This window comes from Nonomuraea sp. NPDC049480 (assembly GCF_044465905.1).
Lineage (GTDB): Bacteria > Actinomycetota > Actinomycetes > Streptosporangiales > Streptosporangiaceae > Nonomuraea.
Map to the genome: position 1 here is coordinate 562,290 of NZ_JBITMD010000001.1, position 18,946 is coordinate 581,235.

General features: G+C 72.5%; 18 protein-coding genes. 6 read left to right on the top strand and 12 right to left on the bottom strand.

Annotation, left to right across the window (positions count from 1 at the left end; genetic code table 11):
- Nucleotides 1-26: 26 nt before the first annotated feature.
- The gene (locus tag ACIBX3_RS02650) at nucleotides 27-1,280 is read right to left on the bottom strand and encodes an erythromycin esterase family protein (protein WP_397112320.1); all 1,254 of its coding nucleotides are present in this window, start codon (nucleotides 1,278-1,280) and stop codon (nucleotides 27-29) included.
- A 144-nt stretch (nucleotides 1,281-1,424) separates the two neighbouring features.
- Here ACIBX3_RS02650 and ACIBX3_RS02655 point away from each other — a divergent pair, with 144 nt between their 5' ends.
- The 3 genes from ACIBX3_RS02655 to ACIBX3_RS02665 all read left to right on the top strand — a co-directional run bounded on the left by ACIBX3_RS02655 (nucleotide 1,425) and on the right by ACIBX3_RS02665 (nucleotide 3,547).
- On the top strand, nucleotides 1,425-2,129 hold the full coding sequence (locus tag ACIBX3_RS02655) for a hypothetical protein (RefSeq protein ID WP_397112322.1): 705 nt from the start codon (nucleotides 1,425-1,427) through the stop codon (nucleotides 2,127-2,129).
- 96 nt (nucleotides 2,130-2,225) lie between these two features.
- Complete coding sequence (locus ACIBX3_RS02660) at nucleotides 2,226-2,600, top strand: BlaI/MecI/CopY family transcriptional regulator (protein ID WP_397112324.1); 375 nt, start codon at nucleotides 2,226-2,228, stop codon at nucleotides 2,598-2,600.
- The gene (locus ACIBX3_RS02665) at nucleotides 2,597-3,547 is read left to right on the top strand and encodes a M56 family metallopeptidase (RefSeq protein ID WP_397112326.1); all 951 of its coding nucleotides are present in this window, start codon (nucleotides 2,597-2,599) and stop codon (nucleotides 3,545-3,547) included. Before ACIBX3_RS02660 ends, ACIBX3_RS02665 begins: the two co-directional genes overlap by 4 nt.
- A gap of 6 nt (nucleotides 3,548-3,553) precedes the next feature.
- Here ACIBX3_RS02665 and ACIBX3_RS02670 read toward each other — a convergent pair whose 3' ends face one another.
- The 7 genes from ACIBX3_RS02670 to ACIBX3_RS02700 all read right to left on the bottom strand — a co-directional run bounded on the left by ACIBX3_RS02670 (nucleotide 3,554) and on the right by ACIBX3_RS02700 (nucleotide 11,279).
- Entirely contained in the window at nucleotides 3,554-5,854 is a 2,301-nt protein-coding gene (locus tag ACIBX3_RS02670) for a xanthine dehydrogenase family protein molybdopterin-binding subunit (protein ID WP_397112328.1), read from the bottom strand.
- Nucleotides 5,851-6,816, bottom strand: coding sequence for an FAD binding domain-containing protein (locus ACIBX3_RS02675; RefSeq protein WP_397112330.1), 966 nt, complete (start codon nucleotides 6,814-6,816; stop codon nucleotides 5,851-5,853). Before ACIBX3_RS02675 ends, ACIBX3_RS02670 begins: the two co-directional genes overlap by 4 nt.
- Complete coding sequence (locus ACIBX3_RS02680; protein WP_397112332.1) at nucleotides 6,813-7,268, bottom strand: (2Fe-2S)-binding protein; 456 nt, start codon at nucleotides 7,266-7,268, stop codon at nucleotides 6,813-6,815. Before ACIBX3_RS02680 ends, ACIBX3_RS02675 begins: the two co-directional genes overlap by 4 nt.
- 166 nt (nucleotides 7,269-7,434) lie before the next feature.
- Nucleotides 7,435-8,061 (bottom strand): dihydrofolate reductase family protein, encoded by a 627-nt coding sequence (locus ACIBX3_RS02685; RefSeq protein ID WP_397112334.1) that lies wholly within the window; start codon nucleotides 8,059-8,061, stop codon nucleotides 7,435-7,437.
- A 64-nt stretch (nucleotides 8,062-8,125) separates the two neighbouring features.
- Entirely contained in the window at nucleotides 8,126-9,406 is a 1,281-nt protein-coding gene (locus ACIBX3_RS02690; protein ID WP_397112336.1) for a BtrH N-terminal domain-containing protein, read from the bottom strand.
- A 290-nt stretch (nucleotides 9,407-9,696) separates the two neighbouring features.
- Nucleotides 9,697-10,917 (bottom strand): RNA polymerase sigma factor, encoded by a 1,221-nt coding sequence (locus tag ACIBX3_RS02695; protein ID WP_397112338.1) that lies wholly within the window; start codon nucleotides 10,915-10,917, stop codon nucleotides 9,697-9,699.
- A 2-nt stretch (nucleotides 10,918-10,919) separates the two neighbouring features.
- On the bottom strand, nucleotides 10,920-11,279 hold the full coding sequence (locus tag ACIBX3_RS02700; RefSeq protein WP_397112340.1) for a YciI family protein: 360 nt from the start codon (nucleotides 11,277-11,279) through the stop codon (nucleotides 10,920-10,922).
- 308 nt (nucleotides 11,280-11,587) lie between these two features.
- On the opposite strand from ACIBX3_RS02700, the gene ACIBX3_RS02705 reads away from it, so the two are divergent.
- A complete protein-coding gene (locus ACIBX3_RS02705) occupies nucleotides 11,588-11,962 on the top strand; it encodes a hypothetical protein (RefSeq protein WP_397112342.1) in 375 nt (124 codons plus the stop codon).
- Nucleotides 11,963-11,972: 10 nt separating this feature from the next.
- Here ACIBX3_RS02705 and ACIBX3_RS02710 read toward each other — a convergent pair whose 3' ends face one another.
- Together ACIBX3_RS02710 and ACIBX3_RS02715 are read right to left on the bottom strand one after the other, a co-directional pair.
- Nucleotides 11,973-12,371: a hypothetical protein gene (locus tag ACIBX3_RS02710; protein ID WP_397112344.1), complete on the bottom strand. Its 399-nt coding sequence runs from the start codon at nucleotides 12,369-12,371 to the stop codon at nucleotides 11,973-11,975.
- A gap of 16 nt (nucleotides 12,372-12,387) precedes the next feature.
- The gene (locus tag ACIBX3_RS02715) at nucleotides 12,388-14,556 is read right to left on the bottom strand and encodes a hypothetical protein (protein ID WP_397112346.1); all 2,169 of its coding nucleotides are present in this window, start codon (nucleotides 14,554-14,556) and stop codon (nucleotides 12,388-12,390) included.
- 181 nt (nucleotides 14,557-14,737) lie between these two features.
- Between ACIBX3_RS02715 and ACIBX3_RS02720 the strand changes: the two genes are divergently transcribed.
- Complete coding sequence (locus ACIBX3_RS02720) at nucleotides 14,738-15,925, top strand: hypothetical protein (RefSeq protein ID WP_397112348.1); 1,188 nt, start codon at nucleotides 14,738-14,740, stop codon at nucleotides 15,923-15,925.
- Here the strand turns inward: ACIBX3_RS02720 and ACIBX3_RS02725 are convergent.
- Both ACIBX3_RS02725 and ACIBX3_RS02730 read right to left on the bottom strand, forming a co-directional pair.
- Complete coding sequence (locus ACIBX3_RS02725) at nucleotides 15,915-16,865, bottom strand: helix-turn-helix domain-containing protein (protein ID WP_397112350.1); 951 nt, start codon at nucleotides 16,863-16,865, stop codon at nucleotides 15,915-15,917. The two genes, ACIBX3_RS02720 and ACIBX3_RS02725, sit on opposite strands and share 11 nt — an antisense overlap.
- A gap of 101 nt (nucleotides 16,866-16,966) precedes the next feature.
- Complete coding sequence (locus tag ACIBX3_RS02730) at nucleotides 16,967-17,509, bottom strand: hypothetical protein (RefSeq protein WP_397112352.1); 543 nt, start codon at nucleotides 17,507-17,509, stop codon at nucleotides 16,967-16,969.
- Between the two features lie 207 nt (nucleotides 17,510-17,716).
- Between ACIBX3_RS02730 and otnK the strand changes: the two genes are divergently transcribed.
- On the top strand, nucleotides 17,717-18,943 hold the full coding sequence (otnK, locus tag ACIBX3_RS02735) for a 3-oxo-tetronate kinase (protein ID WP_397112354.1): 1,227 nt from the start codon (nucleotides 17,717-17,719) through the stop codon (nucleotides 18,941-18,943).
- Nucleotides 18,944-18,946: the final 3 nt, after the last annotated feature.

Below are 18,946 nucleotides of genomic sequence, written 5' to 3' on the forward strand. Positions count from 1 at the left end.
GAGGTCAGCTTCGTGCCGCGATGGGCTCAGAGCGGAGTGACGGGAGTGATCGTCTGCCGGTGCACGATCGCGTCGAACCACTGCCCGAGCGTTCCGCCGGTCATGTGGAAGTCGTCCGGTGCGGCCGGGTCATACCGTCCCACCACGCGGATCTCGGCGGGCGCGTTCAGCCACGCCTTCGCCTCCGGGGTGAGGTTCCTGCGCAGGTCGAGCAGATACTGAGCGGAGCCGGGTGCCCCGAGCGGGGCGTCGCTCCACTCGGGCGGCGGGGGCGGCACGTCTCCGGCCGCCACCCTGCCCTTGGTGAAGGTGAAACCGATCGAGACGTAGCCCCGGCCGTACCACCGGCGCAGGTACGACCCCGCGGCGGCGTAGCTCAGCGGCGCGCCGGGCCCGAGCTGGAGTCGCTGGCCGGGGGCGTTGGCCGTGTGCGAGAGGGCCGCCCAGTAGGCGATCTTGTCGCCGGACACGCGCCGCCACCAGCGCAGGTTCTCGGCCGCCCGCGCGTCACGGTAGGTGTCCATGTCCGACTGTGCGTAGTACTCGTAGAACGAGCGGATCTGACGGGCTTCGTGGAGCACCATCCAATGTGCGTCACCGCCGTCACCTGACCGCGCGACCAGGTCGTAGAGGCCGCGCGCATGCCGGATGTACGGCCGTTTGTCGTCGAATTCAAAGTACGTCCTGGCCCAGGCCCCGATGTCGGCCGAGGGAGGTCTGATGACCTTCAGGTGCCGGTCGGCCGCGCCGAGGCGGGCGGGGGCGTGCTCGGCCACGTAGGCACGGACCGCGTCGTACGCGCTCAGCCCGGTGGCGTAGATCTCGACGCCGACGAACTCCACCTCGTCCTCGTGGGCCGTGTTGTACTCGCGCAGCCACCGCAGCACGCCGGCCACCTCGCGGGTCCGCCACGTTCTGGTCATCCTCCGCATCAGAGCGTCCAGATCGCCCTCTCGCCCCTGGATGTAGGCGTTGACCTGCTGCCCGACCGTCCAGTCCTCCTCCCACGCGATCGTGCGGAAGCCCAGCTCCTCGACGAGATAGCGCAGCGCACGGTGTTTGAGCAGGGTCTCCTCGCGCGAGTCGTGGACCGACTCCCCGAGCCCCACCATGGGGGCGTCGCCCACCACCTTCTCCAGGGGTGCGAGGTCGTCCACGGGGGCGGCCGGGTCTATGGTCGCGAGCGGCACGGCGTTCTCCGTGATCCAGCCGGTGACGGGGTGCGGCGCCATGACGAGTCCGGCCGCGGTCACGACGGCCACCATTCCTGACAACAACATCCATGCCTCCTTGGTCCGGTGATTCCATGACCGATGTTCCTTGCCGGGCAGGTTCGGCGCGTCCGCTGCGAAGCGATGCCTGAACTACGGCGGAGGGCGTAGCACAACGCGGGTCGCGTACGACCCGCCGGTAGAGTCCCGGACGTGGACCTGATCGCCTTCATGGCCGTGTGCGCCGCGCTGGTCTGCGCGTTCCTGCCCAGGGTGCCGATCGTGTGGGCGGTGGCCGCCCTCGCCCATCAGCGGCGCACCCGGGCGGCCGCGGCGCGAACCCGCAGGCCGGCCCGCTGGACCAGCCCCGAGCGCGTCAACCGCTGGGGCAGGTGGGCCACGGTCGTCGCGGTCGTCATCCCCGCCACGTACGACGCCAGCCGCATCGCCTGGGCCCTGGGCTTTCCGCTGGGCATCACCGAGGAGTTCTGGCGATGGCTGGACGAGTCGGGCCTGAGATGGGGCGGTCTGTTCCTCAGCGCCATGGCCCTCGGCGGCGCCGTCCTCACGCTGGGCCTCGTCCAGCGCTGGGGCGAGGTGTATCCGCGCTGGATCTGGTTCAAGGCGGGCAAACGGGTGCCGCCCATGCTGGCCGTCGTCCCCGCCTCCATCGTCGCGGTGGCCGTGACGTCGGCCGGGCTGATGTACTGGAGGCTCCGCTTCGTCCACGGCTTCACGCCCTTGGAGATGTGGGCCACCTGGGCGCCGTCGCTTCTCTGGCCTCTCTGGGGTGTCGCGCTCGGCGCCGCCACCCTGGCCTACTACCTGCGCCGGCGCCAGGACGCGGGTCAGGGCTTGCGGGCCACTCCGTCCCCTCACGTCATGGGTGCCCGACGTACTAGCTCCCTTAGGAGATAGAGCCATCGGCTCGGGTCGCCGGCCGCCGCAGCACGCCCGGACAACACGGCGGGCCGAGCACGGCGCGTGACTACGACGGCCGGTAGGATCGATCGCATGATGCGCGGGTTGGGCGAACTCGAGTCCACGATCATGGATCGGATGTGGGCCAGGCGTCGCCCTGCCTCGGTCCGGGACGTGCTGGAGGAGTTGCGGCGGGAGCGCGACATCGCCTACACCACCGTGATGACCGTGATGGACAAGCTGCACACCAAGGGCCTGCTCAAGCGGCAGGCGGTCGGCCGGGCCTACGTCTACGAGCCTGTCGCCTCGAAAGAGGCCTACACCGCCGACCTGATGCGCAGCGCGCTGGCCGGCAGCGGCAACCAGGCGGCCACGCTCGTGCACTTCCTCGAACGACTCACTCCGGAGGAGACGACCGCGCTGGAGGCGGCCCTGCAGGTGTTCCCGCCCAGGGGCAAGCAGCCGTGATCGCCGCCGCGATTCTGGCCGTCTACTCGATCGGCGCCTCGTTCGGGCTGCCCGCGCTCGGGCGGCGGGCCGCGAGCCGGGCCGACCGGGCGCCCCGCCTGGCGATCGCGGCGTGGCTGGCGGCCTCCGTCTCGGTGGTGGCCTCGGTCGTGCTGTCCGCGCTGGCCTTCGCCGTCCCCGCCGACGTCGTGGGGCACGGCCTGGCGGGGCTGTTCGAGATGTGCAAGGCCATGCTGACCGACGCTTCCCACCTGAGCAGGGCGGGCGTCGCGGCGCTCCTGGCCGCCGCGGTGATCTCGGTCCGCCTGCTGTGGTGCGGCGCGACCGTGCTGGCCAGGACGGGGCGGGAGCGTCGCGAGCACGCGGAGCTGCTCGGGCTGCTCGGCCGGCGCGACCGCGATCTCGGCGCGATCGTGCTGGACCACGAGGAACGGCTGGCGTACTGCGTGCCGGGCCGGCACGCGGAAACCGTGATCACCACGGGAGCGCTGCGCAGCCTGTCGCCTGAGCAGGTCGCGGCGGTGCTCGCGCACGAGCAGGCTCACCTGCGGGGCAGGCATCACCTCGTGCTGGCCGCGGCGGAGGCCCTGGCCAGGGCGTTTCCCAAGGTGCCGGTGTTCGAGGCGGCCCGGGTGGAGATCGCGCGGCTGATCGAGCTGCTGGCCGACGACATGGCGGCCCGCCGCCATCCGCGCGTGCAGATCGCCGCCGCGCTGGTCGGCCTGGCCACCGGCCGGGCACCGGCGTTCGCCCTGGGCGCGGGCGGCGAGACCGCGCTGGTCCGCGTGCGCCGCATGCTCAATCCGGCGTCTCCCCTGAAAAGGGCCGAGCGCCTCGTCGGAGTGCTGGCCGTGGCGGCGTTGCTGGGCGGCCCCGCGATGGTGGCGCTGGTGCCCGGCATCGCGTCGTTCCTCGCCCACCACTGCCATTCGCTGCTGTCGCTCTGACCGGGTTCACAGCAGCTTGTCCGGGGTGATGGGCAGGCTGCGGACGCGCGTGCCGGTGGCGTGGTAGACGGCGTTGGCGATGGCGGCGGCCACGCCGACGATGCCGAGCTCGCCGATGCCCTTGGCGCCGAGCGGGGTCTGCGGGTCGGGCCGGTCCACGAAGCGGATCTCGATGTCCGGGACGTCGGCGTGCGTGGGCACGTGGTAGTCGGCCAGGCTGCGGTTGACGATCCGGCCGGTGCGCTCGTCGAGCGTGGCCTCCTCGGTGAGCGCCATGCCGATGCCCATGATGATGCCGCCGCGCATCTGGCCGGCGGCCTGCTTGGGGTTGACGATCCGGCCTCCGTCGAACGCCCCGGCCCACCGGGTCACGCGTACCTCGCCGGTGAGCTCGTCCACGTGGACCTCGCAGAAGTGCGCGCCGTAGGAGTAGGTGCCGCGTTTGACGGTCTGGTACGGCAGCGCCGACCGCCCCTTCACGGTCACCGACTCCCGCCCCGCCCGGGCCAGGACGCGCTGGTAGCTCTCGCCGCGGGAACTCCCCTGTGCGTACAGGCCGCCGTCGCGGGTCTCCACGTCCTCCTCCGGCAGGCCGGCCAGCGGCGAGTCCGTGTCGCGGACGAGCGCGAGCAGCTCGCGTACCAGCCGGTCGCGGGCGGACCAGATGGCCGAGGCGAGCGTGGTCGTGGCGGCCGAGGCGCCGGGAATGCGGGTGGCGGCCACGTCGGAGTCGCCCTGCTCGAAGCGGATGCGGTCGAGCGGCAGGCCGAGGCGCTGCGCGGCGGCCTGGCTCTGCGCGGTCGAGGTGCCGGCGCCCAGCTCGTTCGTGGCGCTGTGGATCGTGACCGTGCCGTCGGCGGCGAGCCGCAGCGTGACCCCCGCGATCAGCACCGCGTCGGGGTTGATCGCGGCGGCCATGCCGTGCCCGACGAGCCGGCCGTCCTCGCGCAGCGCCCGGGGCCGGTCCGGCCTGGCCGCCCAGCCGAAGGCCTCCGCGCCCAGCGCGTACGCCTCCCGCAGCCCTCGGCTGGTGAACGCCCGCCCGCTGGCCGGATCGCGGCTGGGCTCGTTGCGCAGGCGCAGGTCGAGGGGGTCGAGACCGAGCCGCCACGCGAGCTCGTCCATGGCCGACTCCAGCGCGAACGAGCCGGGCGCCATTCCCGGGCCCCGGAAGAAGGCGTTCTGGATGCGGTCGAGCCGGACCACCCGCTGGTGGGTGCGGACGTTGGGGCAGGCGTACAGGTGCCTGGAGGCGATGGCGGCGGCTTCGGCGAACTCGTCGCGGGTGCACGAGGACAGCGCGTCGTGCTCCAGCGCCGTGAGCCGGCCCCCGGCGTCGGCGCCGAGCGCGACCCGGCTGCGGGTCGGGGCGCGGCCGCCGGTCATGTCGAACATGCCGCCGCGTGAGAGCACGAGCTTCACGGGCCGGCCGGCCAGCTTGGCCGCGGCCACGGCGAGCGAGACGTGCGGCCAGGCCGTCGTCTTGCTGCCGAAGCCGCCCCCGACGTACGGGGCCAGCACCCGGACGTTCCGCTTGGGCAGGCCGAACTTCCTGGCCAGCATCTCCTTGACGCCGTACGGGTACTGCGAGGCGTCGTACACGGTGAGCCGGTCGCCCTCCCAGTGCGCGATCGTGGCGTGCGGCTCCATCGCGTTGTGGTATTCGAGCGGCGTGGTGTAAACGGCCTCCACGGTGGCGGCCGCCGCGGCGAGCGCGGCCCGGGTGTCGCCCCGCCGGGTCACGGGCTCCTCCAGGACGGCGTGCGCCGGCGTGTGCGGCCTGCCCGCGTCCAGCGCCAGCACGGCGGGTTCTGCCTGGTACTCGGCGTGGACGAGCGCGGCCGCGTGCTGGGCCGCCTCCGGCGACGTGGCCACGATGACCGCGATCGGCTGGCCGTACCAGAAGATCTCGTCGGTGTTGAGCACCGGCAGGCTCATGGCGGCGGCCCCGAGCGGCCCCTGCAGGGTCGCGTACGCGGGGGTGCGCTTCATGCGGGGCGCGTTCCGATGCGTCATGACCAGCACGACGCCGGGCACGGCGGCGGCCCGCTCGGTGTGGACGGCGGTGACCCGGCCCCTGGCGACGGTGCTGCCGGCCACGGCCGCGTACGCCAGTCCCGGAAGGTCGTGCTCGGCCGTGTAGCGCACGGCGCCGGTGGCCTTGGCCAGGCCGTCCACACGGTCGGCCGGGCGCCCGATCTCGCCGGGCACCCCGGCCAGCGGGTCCGGCCGCCCGTCGGGGAGCAGGCGGGACAGCTTGCCGAGCACGGCGGAGCCGGCGCTGAAGGCCCTCGAGGCGATGCTCATGAGGTGGTCACCTTCAGGGCGCGGCGGACGAGGCGTGTGGCCAGCTCGGGTTTGAACGCGTTGTGCTCGCGCGGCCGGGCGCCGGCCACGGCCGCCTCCGCCGCCTGCCGCAGCAGGTCGTCGCGCACGGGCTCGCCGGTCAGCAGCCGCTCGGCCGCGTACGCGCGCCACGGCTTGTGCGCCACGCCGCCCAGCGCGATCCTGGCCGCGGCCACCCGCCCCTCCTCCACCCGCACCAGGACGGCCGCGCTGACCAGCGCGAAGGCGTACGTGGCCCGGTCGCGTACCTTCAGATACACCGAGCGGCCCGGCATCTCGGGGAGGTCGATCGAGGTGATCAGCTCCCCCGGCTCCAGCACCGTCTCCACGTGCGGGGAGTCGCCGGGCAGGCGGTGGAAGCCGGCCAGCGGCACGGCGGCGTCCCGGCCGGCGACGTTGACGGTCGCGTCGAGCGCCGCCAGGGCCACGCACATGTCGGACGGATGCACGGCGATGCAGTTGTCGCCCGCGCCGAGGATGGCGTGCATGCGGTTGTACCCGTCCAGCGCGTCGCATCCCGCGCCCGGCACGCGCTTGTTGCAGGCGGCGGCGCGGTCGTAGAAGTAGCCGCACCGGGTGCGCTGCAGGAGGTTGCCGCCGGCGGTGGCCCGGTTGCGCAGCTGCGGCGAGGCGCCGTTCATGATGGCCTGGGCCAGCAGGGGGAAACGGGCGCGGACGCGCGCGTCGCCGGCCACCCGCGCGTTGCGCGCCAGCGCGCCGATCCGCAGGCCGCCGCCGGGCAGATCCTCGATGCCGTCGAGCGGCAGCCGGGAGATGTCCACCACGTGCTCGGGCCGCTCGACGCCCGCCCTCATCAGGTCGACCAGGTTGGTGCCGCCGGCCAGGAACGTCACCGGCCCGGCCGCGGCGAGCCGGACGGCCTCGGCGATGCCGGCGGCACTGGTGTAGGCGAAGGGTCTCATCGGCTCACCTCCTGGAGCGCGGCGACGATCCCGTTGTAGGCGCCGCACCGGCACAGGTTGCCCGCCATGCGCTCCCTGATCTCGGCCGCCGTCAACGTCGCGGAGGCCTCTGCCAGCATCCCGACGGCCGAGCAGATCTGTCCCGGCGTGCAGTAGCCGCACTGCAGGGCGTCGTGCGCCACGAACGCCTCCTGAACCGCCCTCCCGACCTCATGGGACGACATCCCTTCGATCGTCGTGACCTCCGAACCCGCGCACTGGACGGCGAGGATCAGGCAGGAGTTGACCCGCTCGCCGTCGAGGAGCACCGTGCACGCGCCGCAGGCGCCCTGATCGCAGGCCTTCTTGGTGCCGGTCAGGCGCAGGTGCTCGCGCAGGCAGTCGAGCAGGCTGACGCGGGTGTCCAGGTCCAGCTCGTGTACGCGCCCGTTCACCGTCAGTTCCAACCGCATCCTCGATCTCCACATCTCGTACAGTCTTGTACGGGTTATGGGATCCGACTATACCCCCAGTCCGTATTAGGAGCACGACACGACATGCCCTGGATCACCGTCAGCTGATTTCGGCGAGGTCGATGATCACGTGCTTTTGCTTGCCCTTGAGCTCGTAGGACACCAATCACCAATTGCCGGTTTCCGGGCCCATCGCGCCGTACGTGACCTCGCCCGCCCGCTCGTACGTGCTGACCACGACCCCGGTGTTCGACGTCGTGCCGCGGGTGAGCCGCAGTCCGGCCGGGACGGTGCCCGTCGCGAAGAGCCGCTTGCCGGAGCCGACGAGCACCGGGAAGACCAGCAGGTGGAACTCGTCGACGAGGTCGTGGGCGAGCAGCGTCTGCACGAGCCCGCCGCTGCCATGGACCTGGATCTCGCCGCCTTCGCCGCGCTTGAGCTCGGCCACCGCCTCGGCGACGTCGCCGGTCAGCAGCGTCGAGTTCGTCCACTTCACGGTGTCCAGGGTCCGCGACGCGACGTACTTGGGCATGCTGTTGAGCTTCGACCCGATCGGGTCGCCGGCGTCGGCCAGCGGCCAGGTGGCCGCGAAGTCCTCGTACGTCCTGCGCCCGGGCAGCAGCGCGCCGGCCCACTCGACCAGCTCGCCCGATCCCTCGATGAGCTGCCGGTCGATGTGCGGTACGGCCCAGCCGCCGTGCTCGAACCCGCCGTCGCGGTCCTCGTCCGGTCCGCCCGGCCCCTGTACGACACCGTCCAGTGACATGAACGCCATCACCGCAAGTTTCCGCATGTCGATTCCCTTCGTTCGTGCCCTTCATCGACACGACCGACGGGATGAGCGGTAATCGACAGCTTCAGCGGACGAGTTCCGACAGACGGGCGACGGCGGACGTCTCCGCCTCGTAGATGGCACTCAGCCGCACGCTGAGGCCGGCGAAGATCGCTTCCGTGTCGGTGCCGGCGAGGGACTCGTTCGCGGTGGCCCGCGCCTCCCACAGCAGCCGGCCCTGCTCGGCCGCCTCGTCGCCGCCCGCGCCGCCGTCCGCCATGACGCTCTCCTTGACGGCGGCGGTCAGCTCGCGGACCCGTGCGAACGACGCCACCTCCGCCGGCAGCGCCGCCTCGGCCAGCTCGTGCCACAGGGCGTGGATCTCCCTGAACCGGCCGGCCAGCCCGGCCAGCTCCGGCTCCCCCAGCAGCGCGGCGGCCTCGTCGAGCGCGTCGGCGAACAGCCCCCGCAGGCTCCCGCCGTCCATGCCGACCGGCTCGACCCCCTCCCACACCGACAGCAGGGCGTCGGCCAGGCCGCGCCCGTCGGCGAAGACCTTCGGCCAGGCCTTGGCGTTGCGGGTGTCCACCAGCAGCCGCGCCCACTTGCGCCAGGCGGGCAGCGAGAACGAGTCCGAGGCCGCGGACAGGTGCGCCGCGCAGTCACGCAGCCCCTCGCGGGCAGCGCCCGCCAGCGCCGCCTCGTCCAGCTTGGCCTCGCCGAGCACGTGCGTGACGTTCTTGTACGAGGACACGCGCGCCCGCGCGGCGTCCAGCCGCTCCCGGGAGACGCGGATCGGGGCCTGGCCGCGATCGTCGAGGTACACGCCGTTCTCGTCACGCCGGTAGGCGACCACGGGGCCGCCGCCCTGCCCGTCGAACGCGTCAGGCAGCTGCCAGTAGCCCAGGTGGTAACGGTCCGGCAGGATCACGCACGGCCGCCCGGCGTCCAGCTCCGCGGCCAGCCGCTCGCTCGCGCTCCTGGCGCCGGCCGTCCGGTGCTCCTCGTACGGCACCCCGAGCCGGCCGAGCGTCTTGGCCATCCACCGGTCGTGGTACTGCCACTGGTTGCGGAAGCCCAGCGTCACGTGCCGGGACTGGTGTTGCTTGAACTCCCACAGGATGTAGCCCGCGCCGATGCCGCCCCCGGCCAGGAACACCAGCGGCTCACTGACGTCGGCGCCCTGGTTGACCAGGACGGCGGTGATCGCCGCGCTGGACGGATGCTGCCCGCCGGCGAACCGCCAGCCCCCGTCGGAGGACGTCTCCGCCCGGCCGAGGAGGTGGGTGCGGGCCGTGGTGTAGCTCTCACCGGTCTTGGCCATCCGCGCGCGGATGCGCGCCTTGAGCTGCTTCTTGCTGGTCATGACGGCTCTCCCTGCGGCCATCGCCAGGGCCCGGCCCACGCCCGCGGCCCGTGGCGGCCGCGAAGGATCGATCGCCGGCCGTGTCAGACCACCGCCCCCGAGGCTCCTGGCGTCCCCTTTGCCTCCGCGATCGGCGCGTCGCGTGGGGACGCGCTCAGGAGGTTGGGCGGGAGGGTACCGCCTCGCATGGATCGTAGGAATTTATGGGGCATTGCGCAATGGGTCCGGCCAAAGCCGACCAGCAGCACGCGCAGCAACTCGGCGGCGGTGAAGCCGGCAACGCCACCGGCTCATCGCCCGCCCGGAAACCGACCGTTCCCGAACCGGCCGCCGCGGGCGAGGAAGTCTCGTTCGGCCTGTGTGGGCGCCAGGGCGGCGGCCCGTTCGTAGGCGAGCGCGGCCTCCTCGTCGCGCCCCAGCCGCCGCAGCAGATCGGCCCGGGTGGCGTGGTACGGGTGGTAGCCGTCCAGGTCCAGCTCGTCGACCAGGGCGAGCGCGGCGGCGGGCCCGCGTACCTCGGCGACGGCCACGGCCCGGTTGAGCGCCACGACAGGGGTGGGGGCGACGGCGAGCAACTGGTCGTAGAGAGCGACGATCTGCGGCCAGTCGGTTTCGCCGGCGGTCGCGGCGTCGGCGTGCACGGCGTTGACGGCGGCCTGCACCTGGTACGGGCCGGGCCGGCCGCGGCGCAGGCAGCGCCGCAGGATCTCCTGCCCCTCCGCGATCAGCCCCCGATCCCATCGGCTGCGATCCTGCACGCCCAGCGGCACGAGGGCCCCGTCGGCCCGGGTGCGGGCAGCGCGCCGGGACTCGGTCAGCAGCAGCAACGCCAGCAGCCCGGCGACCTCCGGCTCGTCCGGCATGAGCCCCGCCAGGAGGCGCGCCAGCCTGACGGCCTCCCCGCTCAGCTCGCGCCGGGAGAGCCCCGCGTTGTAGACGAGATAGACCACGGCCAGCACGGGAGGCAGGCGGTCGGGCAGCTCGTGGCCGTCCGGCACGCGGTAGGGGATCCGGGCGGCCTTGATCTTGCGCTTGGCGCGGACGAGCCGCTGCGCCATGGCGGGCTCGGCCACGAGGAAGGCCCGCGCCACCTCTTCGGTGGACAGGCCGCCGAGCAGCCGCAGGGTGAGCGCCACCTGCGCCTCCTGGGACAGCGCCGGGTGGCAGCAGGTGAAGATGAGGCGAAGCCGGTCGTCCCGCACGGGTCCCTCCTCCTCTGGCGGTCCGGGCTCGGGCGGCGGGAGCGTCATGGCCGTGCCGAGCAGGTGACGTTCGCGTGCCTCGCGGCGCAGGCGGTCGATGGCGCGGTTGCGGGCGGTCGTGGTGATCCACCCGCCGGGGTTGGGCGGCAGGCCGTCGGCGGGCCATTTGAGCAGGGCGACGGCGAACGCCTCCTGCACCGCGTCCTCGGCGACGTCGATGTCGCCGAACGCGCTGATCAGCGCGGCCACGGACCGGCCGGACTCCGCGCGGAAGATCCGGCCGACCGTGACCTCGTCGACGACCGGCACGGTCAGACCTGGACGTGCGCGAACGGGCGTACCTCGACGGGGATCTGGATGGCCGCGGTGACCTTCGACGCCCAGGCCAGCGCGGCGTCGAGGTCGGGAGCCTGGATGATGTAGAAGCCGCCGAGGTACTCCTTCGCCTCGGCGAACGGCCCGTCGGTGGTCAGCACCTCGCCGCCGGAGACGCGTACGACCGTCGCGGTGGAGGGCTCGTGCAGCTTCCCGGAGAACATCCAGGCCCCGGCCGACCTCATCTCCTTCTCGACGGCGCCGAGCTGCTCCTGCATGCGGCTCATCTGCTCCTCGGTCATCGGGGGCCGTTCCTCGCCCTCGGCGCCGTGCGCGGACAGCAGGTAATGGATCATGGCGTGCTCCTCGTGCCGGCCGGGCCGATCCCGGCTCTCATCCCACTACGAACGGCCCTCGCCCGGATCGACACCCTACGAAGGATTTCATGCGGCGGACAGGGTACGCCTGCCCGCCGCCCCGGCGGCGAGCGGCAGCACGGATCGCGAACGTCCTGCCCGCTCATGCAGGCGTGCGGCATGTCGAACATCCTCACCACGGGTCGTATAAATGGTATGAGGGCGGACAATTCGGGCGAATGTACATCCAGCCCGCGGACGGTAGAGCATCTATCGAGTGCCGATCCCGCACTCGATGCCCGACCCGGGTGGGCGCTCCTGGGACAGAGGACCGCTCACCCGGCCAACCGGACGATCTCGGCGAGGTCACCGGCGATCTCCGCCTGATCGGGGTCAACGGCGACGCGTACGTCACCCGCGCCCACGCCGGCGTCGAGGCCAGGACCGTGAACGGCAGCGTGCGCATCGGCGAGGTCGTACGCGGCTCCGTCGTCCTGACGAGCACGTCCGGCGATCTCGAGGTAGGCGTCCGGCAGGGCAGCGCCGCGTGGCTCGACGTGAGCACGGCCAACGGCAGCCTGCTCAACTCCCTCGACGCGCAGGACGGCCCGGAGACGTTCGACGAGACCGTCGAGATACGCGCCCGCAGCCACGACGGCGACATCGTGATCCGCCGCTCCTGACCCCCGGCCGCTAGCCGATGGTCAGACTGCTGTCCCCGTCGATGAAGTAGAAGAAGTCGCCGTCCCCGCCGACGGACGCGTCCGTGTGGTCACCGCGGTGCGACCACGCGTCGGCGCCGGCCGCGCCCGGCTCGTCGGTGACGGCGGCCGCGCCGGTCTCCCAGCCGCTGTCCCAGCCGTCACCCCAGCCCGCCGCCCAGTCCGCGGGCTGCCCCGTGCCTGCCGGATCGCCGCTCGCGTCGGCTTCGGTGGTCGCCGTCTCCGAGGCCGCCAGGGCCGCGGCGCCCACGCCCAGCGCGGCCGTCGCCGCGATGGCGGCCGGGGTCCGGAAGCGGGCGTCCGACGCCTCGCCGGCATAGGTACGTGACAGATCGCGGGCCCGGTCGAACTGGCTCGTGAAGATCGTCATGATGGGTGCCCCTCGGTCAGAAGTCCAGGAAGCGTGGTGTCCGAACGGTCTCACGGGCGGATCGCAGGTGGTCGGCGATCTCTCCGCGCCGGAGGCGGACCCCGGAGCCGCCCGGGTGGCGCCGCATCACGTCGAGCGTGGCCAGGCGGCGGGCCACCGCGCGCAGGAGCGGCAGCCGGGCGGTCTCCGGGGCGGTACCGATCTCCTGGCCGATGCGGCGCGCGGTCTCCCAGCGCAGAGCGAACACGTTCTCGGTCAGGACGTACGACAAAACGGGCAGTGAGCTGGAGACCAGGGCGTTCCACCGGTCGAGCACGACCGCCCAGCCGCGCTCGGACTGGGCCGTCACCTGCGCCTTGCGCTGCTCCCCCTGGGCGTGCGACGAGTACGCCTGGGAGATCCCGGACACCGCGAACACCGGGTTGAGCAGCGCCGCCGCCCCGAACGACAGTGCCGCCCCCGCGTAGCTCACCTTCGGCAGCGCGCTGGGATCGAGGTCCATCACCCTGGCGAGCTGCGCGGCGAGCTGCCCGGTCTCGGCGGCCACCCGCTGGACCGGGGCGAAGGCCGTACGCAGCCGGGCTTCGCCCGCCTTCAGCCAGTCCGGCTCGGCGCCGCCCGTGACGGGGGCGAGCAGGTGCGCGTCCCGGTGCCGCAGGAAAGCCGGCAGGACGAAGCCGACCTGGTCGAGATGCCCCTGCAGCTCGCTCAGCCCGACCTGCAGCACGGCGGCGACGCGGGAGCGTTCCTCGGGGGTGTCGGGCAGCGTGACCGGCCCGCCCAGGCCGTCGGCGCCGACGTCGCCGAGCAGCGCGGCGTGCAGCTCGTAGAACGGGCCGAACACCGTGTAGAGAAGGTAGTCATCCTCCAGCCCGACCGCCGCACGCAGCATGTCGGGGAGCTGCCGCGCGCTCGCGGACGCGTTGCTCCACGCCTTGACCTCGATGTGCAGGGCCTGGACGAGCTCCGGCTGGGCGACGATCGCGAGCTCCGTACGCTCGCTCTTCAGCCGCATCGTGGCGCGCGGCACACCCGGCTCGCACTCTACGCTCCGGATCCCTTGGTACGGGACCCGCAGGTTGACGCCGGCGCCCTTGACCCGCATGCCCTCGGGGGTGAACGCGCACGCGACCGGCCGCCCGTCGGCCAGCTCGGCGGGCAGGACGCCCGAGGTGAGCGTGCGCTCGGCGGCGGCCCGCAGCTCGGCGTTCTGGTACAGCCGCCGGCCGAACGCCTCCGAGGCGCATTCCACGGTCACCGGCCCGTGCGCCGGGCTGAACACGACGAACCGCTCGGCGGTGCCGGCGATCCGCAGGTTGGGGTCGCCGAGATCGAAGTGGGCGAGCACGCGCTGGGTGTCGGGCGCCTGGAACTCGATGGCCTTCTCACTCAGCACGCAGTCCGCCTTGGCCGCGGCGGCACCGCCCAGGCCGCGGAGCAGCACGGGCGCCGAGGTGCCGACCGTGCCGGGTCCCGGTCCGGCCGCGCGGATGACGGCCAGGAACGCCCGCTGCACCAGCGGCGTCACGAGGTGCAGGGTCGCGCCGGTCAGGAAATGCCCGCCGAGCAGGGCGCCGCCCCGCAGCTCGACCGCGCTCGGCCCGGCGGGAGTCACAGTGATCCGGTTGACCGGCCATTCCAGCGGGATCTTCCCGCGTCTGCGCAGTCGCAGGCGCCCTCGGGCGACCACGACGTAGGCGACCAGTTCCTCCGGAGCGGACTCGTCGTCATCCTCGTCATCCTCGTCCTCCTGCGCGGTCCGGTCGGGCTCGGTTTCGTACCACGGGGTGATGGAGATCGCGCAAGGGCTGATGAAGTCCATGGCCGCGGCGTCGGGCATGAGCCGCCCGCGCAGACCGGTCAGCGCCTCCAGCGCGGGCGCGGGCAGCGGCCCGGAGGCGAGCCGGATCGCCCGTCCCTCCGGCAGCCGCAGGTCGGCCAGGAGCCGGGTGCTCTTGCCGACCAGCTCGATCGTGGCGTCGGGGTCGGCCGCGGGATCGAGCGTGGTGATGACCGGGACGCCGAGTCCTCCGGTGTCGTGCACGTACACCGCGGGACGGTCGGTCAGCAGCACGGATCGGGTCCCGGTCCAGGAGAATCCCGAGGACCACTGCTCCATCGTCATCGGGTGCAGGGAACTGTCGAACACGACCCGTCCCCGCACGGCTCCCCAGGAGACCGGCATGGCTGCTCCCTCCCGCCAGGACTGTCAGGATCGTCCCTTCTGAGAGTCCGGAGGTATAGGGAGAAATACGCATTGGCATCCTTCAACGGAGCGCAGGACATGAAACACAGGGAGCGAGCTCCACTATGCGTTTGATGGGGTAGTTGAGGCAGATGATGATGGTCTGCACCACAATGGGGGTATGGCATACCCTCCGCAGCCTCCGCAGCCTCAACCGCAAGAACCTTGGGGCCCGCAGGCACAAGGAGCACCGCAGGGACCCGGCCAGCCGGGATACGGCCCGCCACCGGGGTACGGCCCCCAACCCGGCCCGGCCGCCCCGCAGCCCGGCTACAGTCCCCCACCAGGGCAAACACCCCAGCAGCCGCCCTATGGCCAGCCGCCGCAGGGACAGGGACCGCCGCAGGGACAAGGACCGCCACAGGGACAAGGACCGCCACAGGGACAGGGACCGCCACAGGGACAGGGACCGCCGCAACCGGGCCACGGCCAGGGCGGCCCGCCGTACGGGCCGCAGCAGCCCTACGGCCAGCCGAATCCCTATGGCCGGCCGAACCCGTACGAGCAGCAGAACCCCTACGGCCTGCCGCCGGCGCAGTACGCCCCGCCGCCCCAGCGCAACAACGCCCTGATCATCGGCCTGTCCGTCGCCCTGGGCGCGCTCGTCCTCGGCGGCGGCGCGATCGGCGCGGTCATCTACCTCAACTCTTCCGGCCCGACGTCGACCGTCGCCCTGGAGAGCCGCGCCCCTACCGCCCCGGCCACGCCGCCGACCCAGTCGGACGACCCGTCGGCCGCGCCGTCCGACGACCCGTCGGACCCGCCTGCCTCCGACCCTGCCGAACCCAGCACGACGCCGACCGGCACTCCGCCTGCCTCGAAGCGGACCACGCCGAACTCGCCGATCACGGACGACGAGTTCGACGACTGGAACTTCGGACTGAGCGGCGTCAAGTTCAAGGCGAACAAGGTCGCCGGCTGGACGTACAACACATGCGACCCGGTGGACGGCAAGGGCGTGCTGGCCAAGTACGGCTGCCGGCGTGCCGTCCAGGTCGCCTACTCGGCGTACGGCGGGCACCTCAAGGCCGTGCAGATCATGCTGGCCTTCCCGAACGACAAGGCCGCCAGCACCACCGCGACCCGGCTGTCCAAGCTCGACTCGGACGCGGTGACGTGGCGTCAGGACAAGGCCCACCGCACGTACGCGTACGGGAAGATCCGATACGGCGCGTCCAAGAGGTACGTGGTCGTCACGATCGTCACCGCGGACAGGTCGGCCAAGGCACAGGCCGAGAAGTTCCACGGCTACCTGCAGGCCGACCACGCGAGCTACTTCCAGCTGCGCGACCTGACGATCACCAGCTAGCCAACCGGCGGAACTCGGCCGGCGGCAGCCCGTACGCGGCGCGGAACGACCTGTTGAACTGCGTCGCGTCGGGGAATCCCCAGCGCGCTCCCGTGGCGCGTACCGGGCGATCCGCCAGGGCGGGGTCGAGCAGGTCGTGGCGGCAGCGCTCCAGCCTGCGCCGCCTGATCCAGTCCGCCACGCCGTACCCCTCGCTCTCGAAGAGCTTGTACAGGTAGCGCAGGGAGATGTGGTGCGCGTCGGCGACGACGGCCGGGGTCAGGCCCGGGTCGCCGAGGCGTTCCTCCACGAACGCGTGGATGCGGGTCAGCAGCGCCCGGGTACGGGCGGCGGGCGGGGTGGCGCCCTCGCGTTCCACGCGGCCGGCCAGGGCCACGCTGAGCAGGTCGAGCATCGCGGCGCTGAGGCGTACCCCTTCGGCGGCCCCCGCCACCTCGTCGAGACAGCCGGGCAGCCGCGCGATGAGGGACGTGACCAGCGCGGGCACCCCCTCGTCCCCCTGGATCGGCACGTCGAGGACCGACGCCACCTCCTCATCGGGCAGCGGCAGCAGTTCCTTCGGGAACGCCACGCAGATGGCGCGCCTGGGCTGGAAGAAGCAGTGGAACGGCCGCGAGAGCTCGGTCAGCACGAACTCCCCCGGCGTCAGCCGGGTCTCCGTCCCGCCCCGGTAGGTGACGGTCTGCCCGTGCGTCATCATGAAGACCCTGTACGAGCCGGCGCGATCCTCACGCGGCCTGCCACGCGCCTCGCCCGGGCTGCGTTCGCGCAGCTCCGTCACGTTCACCCGGCCGAGCCTGCCCAGCACGATCTCGCTGCTGAAGGAGGGTTCGTGGTCGTAGCGGAGGTCCATCGGGGCGACGGACTCGTTGATGATCTCTTGCCAGTAGTCGACGCGCGAGGACACCGGCGCGTCCTCCGCGCGGTAGTGCACACGCATGTTCGCTCGCTCCCCGTCAGAGTGCGCGTCCACCGCGATTATCCGACGGACCCCCGGGGGAGTCTGTGCCGTTGTGCACACTGGTCCATCCGGAACGTCCCTCAGCCGATGCTGAAGTGACCGTTGAAGTCGGCGCTCTTCACCCCGCCGAACAGCGCCCCGGTCGTGCACTTGCCGGTGGCCTGAAGCAGGTTCGTGTCGAACTCGCCGGTGAACGGCCGTCCCGCGAACGGGCCTTCCGTCACGAAACCGGACACCTCGGCCGTGTTGATCTCGGTCTCGTCGATCGTGATGTCGGCCTCGCTGGTCGTCTTGGCGCCGTTCACGTGCCACTGGATGGTGGCGGTGCCCCTGCCGGTGCCGAAGTCCCTGGCCACGCAGCTCAGGTCCACATCCTCGAAGGTCACGCTGATGCGGGCCCTCCTGATCCCCAAGTCACCGAAGTCGACGCAGTTGCTGACCACGCCCTGGTAGGTCACGTGCTGCGACTGCTGGAGCATCGCCACGCCCGGCAGGAAGTGCGTCTGCCCGGCGGCCTCGCAGGAGATCGAGTCGGCGGCGTACGCGGCCTGCGGGGCGGCGAGGAGCAGGGTGGACACGCCGAGCGCGGCGAGAGGGGACAGGGCCTTGGAGAGCGCGGACATGGAACCGCTCCTTTCGAGGGCAGGACGAGACGGCGGCGGGCGGTGTGCGAGCCGCCACCGCCCCCTCCGTTGAGAGGTTCTCGATCACTGGAGGTTACGAGCCGTAACGCAAAGCGCGTTGAAAACGACCGCCTGTGGCTATCAAGAAGTCCGGGGCCGATAACGTCGGCTCATGTCCACGTTCCACCGAACCCGTCCGAGGCATCGATGATCGGCGCCATCGCGGACGACTTCACCGGGGCCACCGACGTCGCGGTCGCGCTGCGCCGGCGTGGGATCCGTACCGTGCTGTTCTTCGGGGTGCCCCGGGAAGAGGCGGGCGCCGAGCACGACGCCGTCGTGATCGCATTGAAGACGCGCACGGTCGCCAGGGACGACGCGGTGGCGCGGTCGCTCTCGGCCCTGGGGTGGCTGCGGGCCCACGGGGTGCGGCAGGTCTACTTCAAGTACTGCTCGACGTTCGACTCCACCGCCGAGGGCAACATCGGCCCGGTGCTGGACGCGCTGGCCGACGCGCTGGACGTGCCCGTGGTGGCCATGACGCCGAGCTCTCCCGAGCACGGGCGCACGCAGTACAACGGCTACCTCTTCGTCGGGGACGTGCTGCTCGGCGAGTCCCCCATGCGGCACCATCCGCTGACGCCGATGACGGACTCGTACCTGCCGCGGGTGCTGGAGGGGCAGAGCGCCTACCGGGCGGGGGTCGTGACGCTGGCGCAGGTGCGGCGGGGCGAGCTCGGGCGGCGGCTGGCCGAGCTGCGGTCCGAGGGCGTGCGTTACGCGCTCGTGGACGCGATCGAGGACGCCGACCTCGCCGCCGCCGGGCGGGAGCTGGCCGACGCGCCGCTGGTCGCGGGCGCCGCCGGGCTGGCCGGCGGGCTCGCCGCGGCCCGCGCCCGGACGGAGTACGACGACACGGCCGGCGCCGTGCCGGAAGGCGCCGCCGCGGTGCTGGCGGGCAGCTGCTCCGCCCGTACGCTGGAGCAGGTCGGCGCCATGATCGAGGCGGGCCGGCCGGCCTACCGGCTGGACGCGCTGGCCGACCCGGATCCCGGGTCGCTCGCCGCGGGCGCGCTGACCTGGTACGACTCCCTCGGCCAGGGCTCCGGCGCACCGCTCGTCTACTCCTCGGTCGAGCCCGCCGCGCTCCGCCACGTCCAGGACGTCCTGGGCGGCGAGCGGTCGGCCGCGATCCTGGAGTCCGCCCTCGGCCGCGTCGCCCAGGGGCTGGTCGAGCGCGGGGTCACCCGGGTGATCTCGGCCGGCGGCGAGACCTCCGGGGCCATCGTGAGCGCGCTCGGGGTCTCCGGCGGCGTGATCGGGCCAGAGGCGGCCCGCGGCGTGCCCTGGATCTTCACGTCGTCGGGGCTGAGCCTGCTGCTCAAGTCCGGCAATTTCGGCGAGCGCGGGCTGCTGCTGGACGCCTCCCGATGAGCG

Excerpts from the sequence above, each read along its gene's own strand:
- ACIBX3_RS02730 (WP_397112352.1), bottom strand. The coding sequence starts at position 17,509 with ATGTCCGCGCTCTCCAAGGCCCTGTCCCCTCTCGCCGCGCTCGGCGTG.
- ACIBX3_RS02680 (WP_397112332.1), bottom strand. The coding sequence starts at position 7,268 with ATGCGGTTGGAACTGACGGTGAACGGGCGCGTACACGAGCTGGACCTG.
- ACIBX3_RS02650 (WP_397112320.1), bottom strand. The coding sequence starts at position 1,280 with ATGTTGTTGTCAGGAATGGTGGCCGTCGTGACCGCGGCCGGACTCGTC.
- otnK (WP_397112354.1), top strand. The coding sequence starts at position 17,717 with ATGATCGGCGCCATCGCGGACGACTTCACCGGGGCCACCGACGTCGCG.
- ACIBX3_RS02725 (WP_397112350.1), bottom strand. The coding sequence starts at position 16,865 with ATGCGTGTGCACTACCGCGCGGAGGACGCGCCGGTGTCCTCGCGCGTC.
- ACIBX3_RS02715 (WP_397112346.1), bottom strand. The coding sequence starts at position 14,556 with ATGCCGGTCTCCTGGGGAGCCGTGCGGGGACGGGTCGTGTTCGACAGT.
- ACIBX3_RS02700 (WP_397112340.1), bottom strand. The coding sequence starts at position 11,279 with ATGATCCATTACCTGCTGTCCGCGCACGGCGCCGAGGGCGAGGAACGG.
- ACIBX3_RS02690 (WP_397112336.1), bottom strand. The coding sequence starts at position 9,406 with ATGACCAGCAAGAAGCAGCTCAAGGCGCGCATCCGCGCGCGGATGGCC.
- ACIBX3_RS02720 (WP_397112348.1), top strand. The coding sequence starts at position 14,738 with ATGGCATACCCTCCGCAGCCTCCGCAGCCTCAACCGCAAGAACCTTGG.
- ACIBX3_RS02685 (WP_397112334.1), bottom strand. The coding sequence starts at position 8,061 with ATGCGGAAACTTGCGGTGATGGCGTTCATGTCACTGGACGGTGTCGTA.
- ACIBX3_RS02660 (WP_397112324.1), top strand. The coding sequence starts at position 2,226 with ATGATGCGCGGGTTGGGCGAACTCGAGTCCACGATCATGGATCGGATG.
- ACIBX3_RS02675 (WP_397112330.1), bottom strand. The coding sequence starts at position 6,816 with ATGAGACCCTTCGCCTACACCAGTGCCGCCGGCATCGCCGAGGCCGTC.
- ACIBX3_RS02710 (WP_397112344.1), bottom strand. The coding sequence starts at position 12,371 with ATGACGATCTTCACGAGCCAGTTCGACCGGGCCCGCGATCTGTCACGT.
- ACIBX3_RS02670 (WP_397112328.1), bottom strand. The coding sequence starts at position 5,854 with ATGAGCATCGCCTCGAGGGCCTTCAGCGCCGGCTCCGCCGTGCTCGGC.